This window comes from Streptomyces sp. NPDC048275, assembly GCF_040652275.1.
Lineage (GTDB): Bacteria > Actinomycetota > Actinomycetes > Streptomycetales > Streptomycetaceae > Streptomyces.
In genome coordinates, this window is the sequence record NZ_JBEZLR010000012.1 from 1740 (window position 1) to 16515 (window position 14776).

Here is a 14776-nt window from a genome sequence, read left to right on the forward strand (position 1 = left end):
GATACTGGGATTGAACCAGTGACCTCTTCCGTGTCAGGGAAGCGCTCTCCCGCTGAGCTAATCGCGCGGGTACGGATCTTCGAGAAGATCCAGTGCGCGATACTGGGATTGAACCAGTGACCTCTTCCGTGTCAGGGAAGCGCTCTCCCGCTGAGCTAATCGCGCGGGTACGGATCTTCGAGAAGATCCAGTGGACGATACTGGGATTGAACCAGTGACCTCTTCCGTGTCAGGGAAGCGCTCTCCCGCTGAGCTAATCGTCCTTGGAGGTGGAGACGGGATTTGAACCCGTGTAGACGGCTTTGCAGGCCGTTGCCTCGCCTCTCGGCCACTCCACCAGGAGTGTGGGGGTTCGGGAAGATCCCCCACTTCCTGCGAGCGGACGACCAGGTTCGAACTGGCGACCTCAACCTTGGCAAGGTTGCGCTCTACCAACTGAGCTACGTCCGCTTGTCGTTTCCGGATCGCTTGCGCGTCCCGGCGACGTGTTGAACTCTAGCGGATTCCCGGGCCAGTACAAAAACGCGTTTGTGCAGCGTGCTGCGGTCTGCCCGCTCAAGGACACGGTCAGGGCACCCGCAGGTCACCCGCCCTAGACTCGACTGCGTGCTCGACCTCCCTCCTCTCGCCCGCTTCGGTGGCCTCGTCGCGACCGGTCTCCTCGACGTCACCAGCGACCCCGCGGCCTTGGACTCCGCCGGCTTCTGGGCCGTGTCCGCAGACTTCGAGGGACGTCTGGTCTGCGCCCGCTTCGCGGACGTACGTGAGGAGTCCGTGCCCGCGCCGGTGCCCGGGCAGTGGCGCGGGCCCGCGGCCGGTGACTGGAAGTCGTCGCTCGACCGCGCCGCGTACACCGCGGGCGTACGCCGTATCCGCGAGCACATAGCGGCCGGCGAGGTCTATCAGGCGAACCTCTGCCGGGTGCTGTCCGCGCCCCTCGCCCCCGACGCCGATGTGGACGCGCTGACCGCCCTGCTGGCGCGCGGCAATCCGGCGCCGTACGCCGGAACGATTCGCCTGTCCGGCCATGGCGTGGAGATCGCCACCGCGTCCCCGGAACTCTTCCTGCGCCGCACGGGCCGTGTCGTCGAGTCGGGCCCGATCAAGGGCACCGGACGCACCGAGGCGGACCTCCTGGAGAAGGACCACGCCGAGAACGTGATGATCGTGGACCTGGTCCGCAACGACATCGGCAGGGTGTGCGCCAGCGGCACCGTGACCGTCCCCGACCTCTGTGTCGTCGAGAAGCACCCGGGCCTCGTCCACCTCGTCTCCACCGTGCACGGAGAGCTGCGCGCGGACGTGGGATGGCCGGAGCTCCTTGCCGCCGCCTTCCCGCCCGGCTCCGTCACCGGCGCGCCCAAATCCAGCGCCCTGCGGATCATCGAGGCTCTGGAGACCGCGCCCCGCGGCCCCTACTGCGGGGGCATCGGCTGGGTCGACGCCGACCGCGGCACCGCAGAGCTCGCCGTGGGCATCCGCACTTTCTGGATCGACCGGGCGGAGGGCGTCCTGCGGTTCGGCACCGGCGCCGGCATCACCTGGGGCTCCGATCCCGAGGCGGAGTGGCGGGAGACCGAGCTGAAGGCATCGAGACTCCTCGCGGTAGCGTCGGGTGCGTACGGAGATACGTACGAGAGTGGAAGCACGTCGGACGATCGGCCCGGCACGTTCTCGCGAGGTGAAATCCAGTGAAGCTCTGGCTCGATGGTGGCTTGCAGGACATCGAATCCGCCCGGGTCTCCGTCTTCGACCACGGACTGACCGTGGGCGACGGCATCTTCGAGACCGTGAAGGCGGTGGACGGCCGGCCGTTCGCGCTGACCCGACACCTCGACCGGCTGGCCCGCTCGGCGCGCGGCCTGGGGCTGCCGGAACCCGACCGCGACGAGGTGCGGCACGCCTGTGCCGCCGTCCTGGACGCCAACCCGATGGCACTCGGCCGGCTGCGGATCACGTACACCGGCGGCCACGGCCCGCTCGGCTCCGACCGTGGTGAGCACGGTCCGACTCTGGTCGTCGCCCTCGGCGAGTCCGCCCGGCGCCCCGACTCCACCGCGGTGATCACCGTGCCGTGGACCCGCAACGAGCGCGGCGCCGTCACCGGCCTCAAGACCACCTCGTACGCCGAGAACGTCGTCGCGCTGGCCCGCGCGCGTGAACAGGGCGCGTCCGAGGCGCTGTTCGCCAACACCGTCGGGCAGCTGTGTGAGGGCACGGGCTCGAACGTCTTCGTCGTCCTCGACGGCGAGATCCACACCCCGCCGGTCGCCTCCGGCTGCCTCGCCGGCATCACACGTGCGCTCACCGTCCAATGGACCGGCGCCAAGGAGACCGATCTGCCGCTCGACGTCCTGGAGCACGCCGAGGAGGTCTTCCTGACGTCCACCCTGCGGGATGTGCAGGGCGTGCACCGGGTCGACGGACGCCAACTCCCGGGCGCGCCGGGCCCGGTGACCGCCAAGGCGATGCGGATCTTCGACGAGCGGGCCGGGAACGACCTCGACCCGTAACCCGTACGCGGTCACCCGCAGGACGGACGCGGTCGGTGGCTCCTGTCGGAAGCCGCCAAATTGGGATGACGACATGCCGCGGGGCGGGTAGAACACCCGTGATGACGACCACCCTGCGGCCGACCGAGCCGCTTCAGCGCGGAGCCGACGGAATGCTGTCACGCCGCTACCAGGTGTGCGTGAACAGCCGTCCCGTGGGCGGGATACAGCTCTCCACACATCCCGAGTACGGCCCCACCGTGGCCCGGGTCGGCGAGCTGAGCATCGACGAACCGGACCGCGGGCGGGGCCGGGGCACGGTGGCCGTGCTCGCCGCCGAGGAGGTGGCGCGCGGCTGGGGCTGTCGGCGCGTGGAGACGGCCGTGCCCGGCGACGCGGCGGCCGCGCTCCGGCTCGCCACGGCGCTCGGCTACGTCCTGAGCAACCGGAACATGACCAAGCGGCTGGACGCCCCCCTGCCCGAACTGCCCGCCGGCAGCGTCGCTCGGCCCATGACCGAGGCCGAGTACGTGCCCTGGCTGGCGCACGAACGCGAGGAGTTCGCCCGCGTTCTCATCGCGTGGGGCGTGCCCGAGACCGAGGCGTACCGCAAGACCGACCAGGGACACGCCAGGCTCCTCCCGGACGGTCTGGCCAGCGAGAACACGCTGATCAGCGTCCTGGAGCAGGAGGGGGCACCGGTCGGCACCCTGTGGCTGGGCCTGTGGCCCGAAACGGCGTACGTGCTGGACGTCGAGGTCGACGCGGAGCACCGGGGGCGCGGGCATGGGCGTACCCTGATGCTGCTGGCCGAGGCTCAGGCGGTGGCCGGCGGGAGGGACCGCATCGGCCTCAACGTCTTCGCGGGGAACACCTCGGCGGAGAAGCTCTACGAGTCACTTGGCTACACGACGAGTTCGCACCACCTCTACAAGACCCTGCTCTGAGGGCATGACTCTGCCCTGAGGGCTGAGACGAGTCTCTGCTCTGAGGGCTGCCCACCCCGAACCCCGGCCCGCGCTCCTGGGGCCCCGAGGGCTACGCACCCTCGGCCAGCAGCCGGTCGGCGATCTCCTCGATGCGCTCGCGCAGGCCCTCTTGGCTCTTGCCGCCGTCGAGCCGCTCGCCGTCGATCACATACGTCGGGGTGCCGGTCACGCCGATGGCCTTGCCCTCGGCCTGGTCGGCGTCGACGATCAGGATGTGCCGGCCGTCGATCAGGGCCGTGTCGAACTCCTCGGCGTCCAGGCCGAGTTCACGGGCCACCTCGACCAGGAAGGGTTCTCCCTCGCGGTCCAGCTCCTCGACGCGGCCGAGCAGCGCCTCTACGTACGGCCAGGCCTGTCCCTGCTCGGCGGCCTCCTCGGCGGCCTGCGCCGCGGCGAAGGCGTGCTTGTGCTTCTCCAGCGGGAAGTGCCGCAGCCGCAGCTCCAGCCGGTCGCCGTAGCGGGCGCGCAGCGCGTGCAGGTCGTCGAGGGCGCGGCGGCAGTCGGGGCACTGGAGTTCGCACCAGACGTCCAGGACGGCGGTGGTGCGGGCGGTGGCGGAGTCGTTCATGGAATCCAGTCTCCCAGCCTCGGCTCCCACGCCCCAACCGGGACCTGGGGAGGACCCCTACCCGGAGATCTCCCTGAGGTCCGCCCGGAGCATGGCATATCGGGCGGGCGGCGGTGCAGGATGGAAGGGACGAACCGCCCTTGTGCGACCGAGCTCTGCCCTGGAGGACCGGATGATTGCCGAGACCGTCTGTTCCGCCGTCTCCGCGGCAGGCCTGGGGATCGCCGCGGTCACGGCCTACCGCAAGCGCTTCCTCGCCGCCGCCCGTATCGCCGCCTACTCGCTGGTGCCGGTAGGCCTGGTGATGACCGGCGCTGTCGGCTGGGTGGCCGACACCGCGTTCAGTCCGACCGCGTGGGCGGGCTTCGCCGTGCTCGGCGGCGCCTGGCTGCTGTTCATGACGACGCGAGCCGTGGAGCGGCGTGGCGGCGGGACGCGGAAGGAACGCAAGGCTGCCGCCCGGGCCGCCCAGCGCGACGCGGTGGCCCCCGCGTCCTCGGCGCCCTCGCTCGGCCAGGCCTCCCGCCCGGCGTCCCGGCCCGCGACGAAGCCCCGGGCCACCGGTGCCGGGGACGACTTCAGCGACATCGAAGCCATCCTGAAGAAGCACGGCATATGACGGCCTGAAACGACACAGAAGATCATGCGAAGGCGCGGAAGTGATCACGTTCGTCACCGCGCATCACGGATATTGGCGAACTACCGGTCATTCCGGGCGCGTTGATCGCGTAGGGGGTGGCGGCTGCGCCATCATCGCCCGCGAGATGCTGGACACAACACAGAGCGACACCGCCGCCCCGCCAGAGGAGCGGCGAGGTTGTCTCTTCGCGCTTTCCCAGCCACCGCTGATGATCTTCCTTGCGGTGATCGGCTGTCTGCTGCTCATGGCTTCGCTGCACGACCTGCTGCTGCTCTGAGCCGTACACGGGGCCCCTGGCGTCACCCGCCGAGGGCTCCGTCAGCCCGCGCCCGTCCAGCGGCTCAATCACTCCGTCGCCCGTCCTGTCCCAGTCGCCGTCGCCCGTCCTGTGGCTCGGGTCGCCCCGTCGCCCGTCCCGTGGCTCGTTCAGCCCGCCGCTTCCTTGCGGCGCGCCCGGTAGGCGGCCACGTGGAGCCGGTTTCCACAGGTCCGGCTGTCGCAGTAACGCCGGGAGCGGTTGCGGGAGAGATCCACGAAGGCGCGCCGGCAGTCGGGAGCCTCGCAGCGCCGCAGCCGGTCCTGCTCCCCGGCGACCACGAAGAAAGCCAGCGCCATCCCGCAGTCGGCCGCGAGGTGGTCGGCCACCGAGGCACCCGGCGCGAAGTAGTGCACATGCCAGTCGTAGCCGTCGTGGTCGGTGAGCCGGGGTGTGGTGCCTGCCGCGGCGACCAGTTCGTTGATGAAGGCGGCGGCTGTCCGCGGGTCGTCGGCCGCGAAGATCCCGGCGAACCGGCCGCGGACCTCGCGTACGGCCGCGAGGTCGCGCTCGGACAGCACACCGACATCGCTGATTTCGTGGTTTCGTACGAAATCGGCGAGGGATGCGACATCCGCGAGCCCGTCCCTCGTGTGCTCGTCCGGCGAGGTGTTCACCAGATCCACCACGGTGTCGAGGGCGCACCGGGTGTCGTGGGTGATCAGCACGTTTCGCTCCCTGGCCTGGGGGGTCGGGCGGGCGCCCGCCGATGCTGGCCGATCGTAGTGGCTTCCCGGGGTGGGGGAGAGGCGCCGGGCATGCGGGCCGGGGGGTCCAGGGCGAGGCCGCGGGTCATGTGCGTCGGCGCGGTCGCCGCCCCCTGCCGAAGTCGCCCCGGACCACGCATGCCGACGCCGCCTCCGCGGGAAGTCCGCGGCGACGGCGCCGGTGTGCGTGCCTTATGCGGTTGTGCCTCATGAGGTTGACTCTCATGAGGTTGCACCTGATGCGGTTGTGTCTGATGCGGTTGTGCCCTATCTGGTTGTGCCCTATCTGGTTGTGCCCTATGTGGTTGTCTAGGCCCGAGCCGTCTCCCCGAGTGGACGGCGCCGGGCGGCTCTGTGGTGTCTCGCTAGCTCTCGGCCAGGATGTGTGAGAGCTCGGTGTCGAGATCGAAGTGCCGGTGTTCCGTGCCGGGGGGCACGGCGGCGTCCGTTCGCTTCAGGAACGACTCAAGGGCCCGCGCCGGGGCTTCGAGCAGGGCCTCGCCCTCCGGGGAGCTCAGGGCGATGCATACGACGCCCTGACCATGGCTCCGGGACGGCCAGACACGGACGTCGCCGGTACCGGTGGGCCGGTGCAGGCCCTCGGCGAGGAGGTCGCGGGCGAACACCCACTCGACGGTTTCCTCGGCTCCGGTGTGGAAGGTGGCGTGCACGGCGTAGGGATCGGCCGTGTCATACCGCAGTCCTGCGGGAACAGGCAGTGAGGACTCGCTCGACACAACGAGGCGCAGGTGCAGCTCGCAGCTGACCGTGGTGTTCATAAGCGCCAGGGCCTTTCGCTCAGTGTGCGCTCGGGGATTCGCACGTCGGCGAAATCGACATGCCACCTACGGTGCCGTTGTAAACCCCTCTGAGTGTTTTGCGTGCCTTTACGTAACTCATCCGGCCGAGAGTCCCTTCGCCGGATAGGGCCATTCCGGTGACTGGATTCTCTCCGGTAGGGTATGGCTGTATGAATACGGGGAGTGACGAGCCGGGCGATGTCGCCATGGCTGCTGACGAGTCGAAGATCGAGCGCGCGCTCGGTTCGCGGGCGCCGGAATTCATCAAGGCGCGTCGTGCGCTGCACATGAGCTGGCAGGTGGGCGTTTTCATCGTGGGGCTCGCGGTCGTCGCCGCGGGCGTGGTCATGCTTCCGCTGCCGGGGCCCGGCTGGCTGGTGATCTTCGGCGGCATGGCGATCTGGGCGACCGAGTTCGTCTGGGCGCAGTTGGTGCTCCGCTGGACGAAACGCAAAGTCACGGAGGCGACGCAGCGGGCGCTCGACCCCAAGGTGCGGCGCCGCAACATCATCCTCACGACCGTCGGCCTCGTCATCGTCGCGGCCCTCGGCGCCGTCTACCTCTGGAAGTTCGGCCTCGAGATGCCCTGGAACATCAAGGAATGACGGTGCTCCTTCCGGCGGTGCCCTGAAGGCTCTTCGGCTGGTCGGAGTCCCCCTCTGACATGGGGTAATGTTCTCCCTGCGCCCGGGCGATTAGCTCAGCGGGAGAGCGCTTCGTTCACACCGAAGAGGTCACTGGTTCGATCCCAGTATCGCCCACGTATGCGATTGGCGACCTGGTCCACGGAATCGTGGTCCAGGTCGCCTTCGTCGTTCCCGGACGACCACCCAGTCGTTCCCGGACGACCACCCAGTCGTTCCCGGACGACCACCCATGAGCGCCGCTTCCGTGTACGGATTGCAGGTCCGAGGCGCACCCGCTACCCAGGCCCCGGTCACTTCCCGCGCGGACGGCAGTTCCCCGTGCCGGCTCTCGTGACCGAGCCTCTGGCCAGGGCGAACGCCGGTTCGCCAGGCCGGTAGGCGGTGACCCGGCGCATCGGTTCACGGGGGCGACGCACGCCCCCCGAGGGTCGCAGGCCGACGGCCTCCAAAGTCGGGAGTCTCCGCCCGGTCACCGGAGGGGCGGGGGCTGTCGATGTCCGCGCCCCTGCAGTCCACGACGAACACCGCCAGTGGGTGCGCCAGTTCGAACCGACGTGGCGTGAGAGCTGGCCGGCCCCCGTCCCCTCACCCTCGGTTAGTACACCCCCGATCGCCCTCGCTCCTGTGACGCCGGCCCCTTTGGTGTCACGGTTGTTTTCGGCCCGTCCCGCATCTCGCCCGACTCGTCGTTTCCTGTTCGGTGGGTCGACCGCACGCGTCGGACCTGCCCAGTCGGGTGCCCGCGGCGGGTAGGCGCCCTCCGTGAGCACTGTCACGCGGGTGAACTGCATTACATCAAATCCTGTCCGAATCATTGACGCGCCCGGAAGCCCTCCGTACCTTGTGCCAGCAAGCGCTTACTTGAAACGATTCATGCAGGCGACAATGACGTTGTGGGGAGGGGGCCCAACCATGGGAACCAGCAGGAATGTTGAGAGGCGAACGATCCTGAAGGTGGCCGGGGCCTCGGCGGCCACGCTGGGGCTGGCCGCGACGACGGGCTGCGGCGGCGACGGCGGTTCGGGCAACGGGAATGTGACACTCCGTTATGCGTGGTGGGGTGGCGAGCCGCGCACCATCGCCATCAAGAAGACGATCGCGCTCTTCGAGAAGAAGTACCCGAAGATTAAGATCAAGCCCGAATTCACCGACTACGAGGCATTCTGGGAGAAGTTCCAGACCCAGGCCTCCGGTGGGAATCCGCCGGACGTTTTCCAGAATGCGGTCGGTTTCCTGCGCAAGTACGACAAGCGCGGTGTTCTGATGGATCTCAAGTCGCAGGCGGACGCGGGGAACTTGGACCTGGAGAACTTCCGCAACGGCGTTCTGGCGAACGGTCAGGTCGAGGGCAAGCAGATCGGCATACCCGTCGGTGCCAACACCATGTCGCTCGTCATCGACCTCAAGGCCTTCAAGAAGGCGGGCGTGGAGCCGAAGTTCGGCTGGACCTGGGACGACTACTTCGACGCGCTGCAGACGATCCAGGACAAGCTGAAGATCGCCGGTGACACCGGCTACTTCGCCATCATGTATCTCTACGACCTGTACCTGCGTCAGAACGGCAAGGCCTTCTTCACCGACTCCGATCTCGGTTTCACCGAGGACGATCTGACGCAGTGGTGGGAGGACGGCTACAAACGCGTGAAGTCCGGGCTCGTCGCCGACCCGAAGAAGATCGAGCAGGTCAAGCCGAAGTCCGGTCTCTCGGCGGGGCTCGCCGCGTCCGAGTTCACCTGGGACAACTTCTCCATCCGTTACGAGGGCGAGGGTGAGTCGGACTACGGGCTTGCGCCGATCCCCACCACGGACGGCAAGGACACCGGCCAGTACCTCGGTTCGCTGATGCTCAGCGCCTTCTCCGGGACCAGGCACCCCAAGGAGGTCGCCCAGTTCATCGACTTCATGGTCCACGACCCCGAGGTCGGCAAGATCATGGGCTACGACCGCGGCATCCTCGCCACGACCGAGCAGTACGACGCCTTCAAGCCCACCGACGCCAACAACAAGGGTGTCGCGGCCTACGAGGACGAGGTCGCCGAGGCGGGCGTGCTCGGGAAGATCACCCCGCACCCCTCCGGCGCCGACGTCATCGAGGCGGCGTTCCTGCGCCTCGGCGGCGAGGTCGCCCAGGGCAAGTCCAAGCCGGCCGATGCCGCGAAGGCGCTGTTCAGCGAGGCCAAGGCCGCGTTCGCGGGCTGAGGGGACGTACCACCATGACGCTCGTCAAGGAAGCGCCCGCGCGCCCGGCGAAGAGGCGGTCCGCCGCTCCTGCCGCCGGGCGGCGCGGGCGGCGCCGCGAGAACCTCGCCGGCTATCTCTTCATGTCGCCGTGGATCGCGGGGTTCCTGCTGCTCACGGCGGGGCCGATGATCGCGTCGCTGTACTACGCGTTCACCAGCTACAACCTGTTCACGCCGCCCCAGTGGGTGGGGCTGGACAACTTCACGACGATGTTCCAGGACCCGCGTTGGCAGAAGTCGGTCGAGGTCACGCTCAAGTACGTCGTCGTGGCCACGCCGCTGAAGCTGCTCCTGGCCCTCGGAGTGGCGCTGCTGCTCGCGCAGAAGCGGCGCGGACAGGCCCTGTACCGGGCCGCGTTCTACATGCCGTCGCTGATCGGAGCCAGCGTCTCCGTGGGCTTCGTGTGGCGGGCGCTGTTCTCCGACGACGCCGTCGTGGACCGTACGCAGAAGATCTTCGGGCTCGACGTCGGCGGCTGGATCGGCAATCCGGACTACGTCCTGTACGCCCTGGTGGCCCTGAGCATCTGGCAGTTCGGCGCACCGATGGTCATCTTCCTGGCCGGTCTCAAGCAGGTGCCGCAGGAGTTGTACGAGGCTGCCGAGATGGACGGGGCCGGTCCCCTCCGGCGGTTCTGGAACATCACGCTGCCGATGATCTCCCCGGTGCTGTTCTTCAACGTACTGCTGGAGTCCATCCACGCGTTCCAGGTGTTCGGCTCCGCGTACGTCGTCTCCGACACCCGGTGCGGGCCCGCCGACGCCACGCTCGTCTACACCTGTTACCTCTACCAGAAGGGCTTCAAGGAGGCCCAGATGGGCTTCGCCTCCGCGATGGCCTGGACGCTGGTGGTCGCGGTGGCGCTCGTCACGGCGGTCCTGTTCTGGTCGCAGAAGAAGTGGGTGCACTACGAGGAGGCCGCCAAGTGACCAGTGTCACCAGCCCTGTTGTGACGACCGCGAACGAGCGGCGGCGCTTCGGATCGCTCGCCTGGCACGTGGGCGCGCTCGTCATCCTCGCGGTCATCCTGTATCCGGTGATCTGGGTGGTCGGGGCCGCCTTCAAGCCGGGCAAGGACATCATCGCCAGCCTCGACCTGCTGCCCGCCAACCCGGTCTGGGAGAACTTCTCCGGGCTCGCCGACGGAATCTCCGGCATCTCCATCACCAGCTTCTTCACCAACTCGCTGATGTACGCGGGCCTGGCCGTGGCCGGTGTGGTGCTCTCCAGCTCGCTGACGGCGTACGCCTTCGCCAAGATCCGGTTCGCCGGGCGGAACCTGCTGTTCACGCTGATGATCGGCACACTGCTGCTGCCGTATCACGTACTGCTCATCCCGCAGTACGTGATGTTCCGCAAGCTCGAGCTCATCGACACGCTGGTGCCGCTCGTCGCGGGCAAGTTCCTGGCCACGGAGGCGTTCTTCGTCTTCCTGATGGTGCAGTTCATGCGCGGGCTGCCGCGCGAGCTCGACGAGGCCGCCAAGCTGGACGGCTGCGGGCACCTGAGGACCTACTGGTCCATCGTGCTGCCGCTGTGCCGCCCCGCCCTCATCACCAGCGCCATCTTCACCTTCATCAACGCGTGGAACGACTTCATGGGGCCGTTGATCTACCTCAACACCCCCGAGAAGTACACCGTTTCGCTCGGCCTGATGATGTTCCGCGACCAGGAGGGCATCTCCAACTACGGCAGCATGATCGCGATGTCGCTGGTGGCGCTGGTGCCGGTCATCGCCTTCTTCATGGCTTTCCAGCGCTACCTGATCGACGGTATGGCGACCTCCGGACTGAAGGGCTGAGGCGGTCACCATGGCCCAAGCACGCGTGAAGGCGCGCAAGGAGTCCGTCTTCGGCGAGCGGTTCGCCGTGTTCGCCGAGTGTCTGCTCACCGGGGTGTGGATCGCGGTGGCCTCGCTGCCGCTGGTCACCTATCCTGCCGCCTTCGCCGCCGGCGCGCGGCATCTGCGGCGCCGTACGTCCCACGAGGCGGGCGGCTGGCGGGAGTTCGTCGCCGACTTCCGCTCGGCCCTTCGGGGCGGCTGGATCGCCGGGGCCGTCGGCTGGGCCGCGGCAGCCGCGGTCTGGGTGGACGTCCAGGCCGTGCGCGCCGGACTGCCCGGTGGCCCGCTCGTCGGCGCCGTCGGTCTCTTCGCGCTGATCGGCCTGGCCGTCGCCGGGCTGCGCGCGGCGGCGGTCTGGGTGCCCGGTGCCTCCTGGCGTGCGCTGCTCGCGGCTGCTGGGCGGCGTACGGTCCTCGACCCCGCCGGGTCCTTCCTGCTCGTCGGCGGGCTGGCCGTGGTGGCCTCCTCCGCCTTCTTCATCGCGCCGCTGGCGGTCCCCGTCCTGGGGGCCGTCGCGGCGGCGGCCGTTGCCGTCGAGGAGCGCCACCGCCACCGGTGAGCCCTTCGCAGGTCGGCGCCCTCGGCGTCGTCCCTCTATCTGTCATGCCCCTGACTTCCCCGCACGGAAAGGTAAGGCTGAATTCTGATGTCTCCCATTCCCCGCAGGTCCCTCCTCAAGGCGGCTGCCGTCGCCGGAGCCGCCGCACAGTTCAGCTGGGCCCTAGGGAGCACGAACGCCCAGGCGGCCCCCAGAGTCGAGGCCGCGGACGCGGACCCGGTGACCCTGGACTGGCTGGAGGACGGCGGCCTCGGCGCCGCCCCCGGCTCCACCGTCGGTGTGCCCTGGCCGAAGGGCGCATACCAGGAGGACCAGACCTTCGCGCTCACGGACGCTGACGGCAAGGACGTGCCGGTGCAGTCCTGGCCGATCGCGTACTGGCCGGACGGATCCCTCAAGTGGACGGCGCACGCGGTCAGTTCGGGCTCGGGCAAGCTCACCCTCGCCGCCGGGACGACCGCCGCCCCCGACAAGAAAGTGACCGTCGACAAGAGCGGCGGCACCATCGACATATCGACCGGGGTCATCACCGCGCAGATCGGCAAGAGCGGCTCCACGCTGGTGAAGTCGGTCAAGCGGGGCTCCGTCGAGATCGCCAAGAACGGCCGGCTCGTCCTCATCCGCCAGCCCGAGATCGAGGACGAGGACCAGGGCGCGGAGAAGTACGAGCGGTTCGAGAGCGTCATCGGTGAGGTGGCGGTCGAGCAGGAGGGCCCGATCCGTGCCGTCGTCCGCATCGACGGCAAGCACCGCAAGGGCCACCGCAGTTGGCTGCCCTTCTCCATCCGGCTGTACTTCTACGCGGGCGCCGACTCGTTCCGCATGGTGCACACCATCACCTTCGACGGGAAGCAGGAACCGGGGAAGTCGAGCGGCGACTTCATCCGCGGGCTCGGCGTCCGCTTCTCCGTGCCGATGCGCGACGCGGCGTACGACCGGCACATCCGCATCGGCGGCGAGGGCACCGGTCTGCTGCGCGAGGCCGTCAAGGGCATCACCGGACTGCGCCGTGACCCGGGCGCGGCTGTGCAGGCGGCCCAGTTCGCGGGCCAGAAGCTGCCCGACCCGTCCACCTGGGACCAGCGGGTGACAACTCGGCTGCAGTACATCCCCGAGTGGGGCGACTACACCCTCTCCCAGCTCTCGGCCGACGGCTTCGGGCTGCGCAAGCGGACGAAGAAGGGGCACGGCTGGATCGGCGCGGGCGGCGGGCGCCGGGCGAGCGGCTTCGGCTACGTCGGCGGCCCCAGCGGCGGATTCTCCTTCGGTCTCAGGGACTTCTGGGAGAAGTACCCCGCTCAGCTCGACATCCGCGACGCGCAGACCGACGAGGCCGAGGTCACTCTCTGGCTCTGGTCGCCCGAGGCGCAGCCCATGGACCTGCGCTTCTACCACGACGGCATGGGCCAGGACACCTTCGCCGAGCAGCTCGAAGGCCTCAACATCACCTACGAGGACTACGAACCCGAGTTCGGCACCCCGTACGGCATCGCCCGCACCTCCGAACTCCTCTTCTGGGCCAACGAGTCCACGCCCACACCCGAGAAGCTCGCCGAACAGGTCGCCGCCGTACGGGTGTTGCCGCAACTCGCGGCCCCGCCCAAGCAGCTCATCAAGGCCAAGGTCTTCGGCCCCGGCCTGTACTCCGAGCCGGACCGCTCCACACCCGCCAAGGCGAAGATCGAGGACCACCTCGACTTCCTCTTCACCTACTACAAGGACCAGGTGGAGCAGCGCCGCTGGTACGGCTTCTGGGACTACGGCGACATCATGCACACGTACGACACGGCCCGGCACCAGTGGCGGTACGACATCGGCGGGTACGCCTGGGACAACTCCGAGCTGTCGCCGGATCTCTGGCTGTGGTTCGCGTATCTCCGCTCCGGCCGCGCGGACATCTTCCGCTTCGCCGAGGCGATGACCCGGCACACCGGCGAGGTCGACGTCTACCACCTCGGACAGTGGGCGGGCCTCGGCACCCGGCACGGCGTACAGCACTACGCCGACAGCGCCAAGCAGCAGCGCATCGCCAACACCACCTACCGCCGCTACTACTACTTCCTCACCGCGGACGAGCGGGTCGGCGACCTCATGCACGCCAACGTCGACAGCGACGAGACGTTCCTGGTCCTCGACCCGATCCGCAAGATCCGCACCGACCCGTACACCCCCGACCGGCACGCCCTGTCGATCGGCTTCGGCACGGACTGGAGCGGGCTGGCGTCGGCGTGGCTGACGGAGTGGGAGCGCAAGGGTCCCAAGTGGGAGAAGGCCAAGGCGCGGGTGCTCTCCACCATGGAGACGATCGCCGCCCAGCCCAACGGCTTCGTCCAGGGCAGCGGGCTGTACGACCTCGACACCGGCAGATTCGCCGTCGCCGCGTCGCCCGTCGTCGGCGTCTCGCACCTCTCCGCCGTCTTCGGGCTCAACGAGCTGTGCGCCGAACTGATCGACCTCGTCGACATGCCGAAGTTCAACGAGGCCTACTTCGACTACTGCCGCTACTTCAACGCCACCAAGACCGAACAGGCGGCCCGGTACGGCTCGAACTTCGGCTCCCTGCTGCTCTTCCAGGGCCACTCGCGGCTCGACGCCTACGCCGCCGTCCAGACCGGCGACGAGACGCTCGCCAAGCGCGCGTGGACGAAGTTCTACAGCTCCGACGGCTACATGGAGTCCTCGCCCTGGAAGACGGAACCGCTGAGCGGCCCGGTCACACTGGTCCCGGGCAGCGAGGCCACCTGGATCAGCACCAACGACACCGCCCTGTACGGCCTCGCCGCGATCGAGAACCTGGCGCTGCTCGGCGACAAGATGCCGTAGCGCTACTCGATCAGGGCCTGTCCGGCGGATCAGGTCGGAGGGAAGCGGCGGCGCTTTGTCGGCGCGGGTGAGCGGGGTCTGGTGCGTCGAGCTGCAAGGCGGAGGAGGGCGTCGACGCGATGGGGGTCCCCCCGCTCGAGTGAAGCCGAGA

At 68.7% G+C, this 14776-nt stretch carries 14 protein-coding genes and 5 tRNA genes; 12 read left to right on the plus strand and 7 right to left on the minus strand.

The window, feature by feature from the left end:
- Positions 1-93: 93 nt before the first annotated feature.
- The 4 genes from AB0D57_RS10235 to AB0D57_RS10250 form a co-directional block, all read right to left on the minus strand.
- A tRNA-Val gene (locus AB0D57_RS10235) sits at positions 94-165 on the minus strand.
- A gap of 26 nt (positions 166-191) precedes the next feature.
- Positions 192-263, minus strand: a tRNA-Val gene (locus tag AB0D57_RS10240).
- Position 264: 1 nt separating this feature from the next.
- Positions 265-338: transfer RNA gene (locus AB0D57_RS10245), tRNA-Cys, on the minus strand.
- Between the two features lie 39 nt (positions 339-377).
- Positions 378-450, minus strand: a tRNA-Gly gene (locus AB0D57_RS10250).
- A 156-nt stretch (positions 451-606) separates the two neighbouring features.
- On the opposite strand from AB0D57_RS10250, the gene AB0D57_RS10255 reads away from it, so the two are divergent.
- The 3 genes from AB0D57_RS10255 to AB0D57_RS10265 all read left to right on the plus strand — a co-directional run bounded on the left by AB0D57_RS10255 (position 607) and on the right by AB0D57_RS10265 (position 3439).
- Positions 607-1695 carry a chorismate-binding protein gene (locus tag AB0D57_RS10255; RefSeq protein WP_362069772.1) on the plus strand — a complete coding sequence of 363 codons (1089 nt, stop codon included), beginning with the start codon at positions 607-609 and terminating at the stop codon, positions 1693-1695.
- Positions 1692-2513 (plus strand): aminodeoxychorismate lyase, encoded by an 822-nt coding sequence (locus AB0D57_RS10260; RefSeq protein WP_362069775.1) that lies wholly within the window; start codon positions 1692-1694, stop codon positions 2511-2513. The genes AB0D57_RS10255 and AB0D57_RS10260 overlap by 4 nt, the downstream gene beginning before the upstream one ends.
- A 101-nt stretch (positions 2514-2614) precedes the next feature.
- The gene (locus AB0D57_RS10265) at positions 2615-3439 is read left to right on the plus strand and encodes a GNAT family N-acetyltransferase (protein ID WP_362069778.1); all 825 of its coding nucleotides are present in this window, start codon (positions 2615-2617) and stop codon (positions 3437-3439) included.
- A gap of 91 nt (positions 3440-3530) precedes the next feature.
- On the opposite strand, the gene AB0D57_RS10270 is transcribed toward AB0D57_RS10265, so the two are convergent.
- A complete protein-coding gene (locus AB0D57_RS10270) occupies positions 3531-4049 on the minus strand; it encodes a DsbA family protein (RefSeq protein ID WP_362069781.1) in 519 nt (172 codons plus the stop codon).
- A 172-nt stretch (positions 4050-4221) separates the two neighbouring features.
- On the opposite strand from AB0D57_RS10270, the gene AB0D57_RS10275 reads away from it, so the two are divergent.
- Positions 4222-4668 carry a hypothetical protein gene (locus tag AB0D57_RS10275; RefSeq protein WP_362069784.1) on the plus strand — a complete coding sequence of 149 codons (447 nt, stop codon included), beginning with the start codon at positions 4222-4224 and terminating at the stop codon, positions 4666-4668.
- A gap of 40 nt (positions 4669-4708) precedes the next feature.
- On the plus strand, positions 4709-4966 hold the full coding sequence (locus AB0D57_RS10280; protein ID WP_362070112.1) for a hypothetical protein: 258 nt from the start codon (positions 4709-4711) through the stop codon (positions 4964-4966).
- A gap of 149 nt (positions 4967-5115) precedes the next feature.
- On the opposite strand, the gene AB0D57_RS10285 is transcribed toward AB0D57_RS10280, so the two are convergent.
- Positions 5116-5673, minus strand: a complete 558-nt coding sequence (locus tag AB0D57_RS10285) for a CGNR zinc finger domain-containing protein (protein WP_362069787.1) — start codon at positions 5671-5673, stop codon at positions 5116-5118.
- A 404-nt stretch (positions 5674-6077) separates the two neighbouring features.
- Positions 6078-6491 carry an SsgA family sporulation/cell division regulator gene (locus AB0D57_RS10290; RefSeq protein WP_003959770.1) on the minus strand — a complete coding sequence of 138 codons (414 nt, stop codon included), beginning with the start codon at positions 6489-6491 and terminating at the stop codon, positions 6078-6080.
- 191 nt (positions 6492-6682) lie between these two features.
- On the opposite strand from AB0D57_RS10290, the gene AB0D57_RS10295 reads away from it, so the two are divergent.
- The 7 genes from AB0D57_RS10295 to AB0D57_RS10325 all read left to right on the plus strand — a co-directional run bounded on the left by AB0D57_RS10295 (position 6683) and on the right by AB0D57_RS10325 (position 14625).
- Complete coding sequence (locus tag AB0D57_RS10295) at positions 6683-7117, plus strand: TIGR02611 family protein (protein ID WP_362069790.1); 435 nt, start codon at positions 6683-6685, stop codon at positions 7115-7117.
- 84 nt (positions 7118-7201) lie between these two features.
- Positions 7202-7273 (plus strand) — tRNA-Val (locus AB0D57_RS10300).
- Between the two features lie 798 nt (positions 7274-8071).
- On the plus strand, positions 8072-9358 hold the full coding sequence (locus tag AB0D57_RS10305; protein WP_362069793.1) for an extracellular solute-binding protein: 1287 nt from the start codon (positions 8072-8074) through the stop codon (positions 9356-9358).
- A 14-nt stretch (positions 9359-9372) separates the two neighbouring features.
- A complete protein-coding gene (locus tag AB0D57_RS10310) occupies positions 9373-10329 on the plus strand; it encodes a sugar ABC transporter permease (RefSeq protein WP_362069797.1) in 957 nt (318 codons plus the stop codon).
- Positions 10326-11201: a carbohydrate ABC transporter permease gene (locus AB0D57_RS10315; protein ID WP_362069800.1), complete on the plus strand. Its 876-nt coding sequence runs from the start codon at positions 10326-10328 to the stop codon at positions 11199-11201. Before AB0D57_RS10310 ends, AB0D57_RS10315 begins: the two co-directional genes overlap by 4 nt.
- Before the next feature lie 10 nt (positions 11202-11211).
- Positions 11212-11802: a hypothetical protein gene (locus tag AB0D57_RS10320; RefSeq protein WP_362069803.1), complete on the plus strand. Its 591-nt coding sequence runs from the start codon at positions 11212-11214 to the stop codon at positions 11800-11802.
- A gap of 87 nt (positions 11803-11889) precedes the next feature.
- Positions 11890-14625 carry a Tat pathway signal sequence domain protein gene (locus AB0D57_RS10325; RefSeq protein ID WP_362069806.1) on the plus strand — a complete coding sequence of 912 codons (2736 nt, stop codon included), beginning with the start codon at positions 11890-11892 and terminating at the stop codon, positions 14623-14625.
- Positions 14626-14776 lie beyond the last annotated feature (151 nt).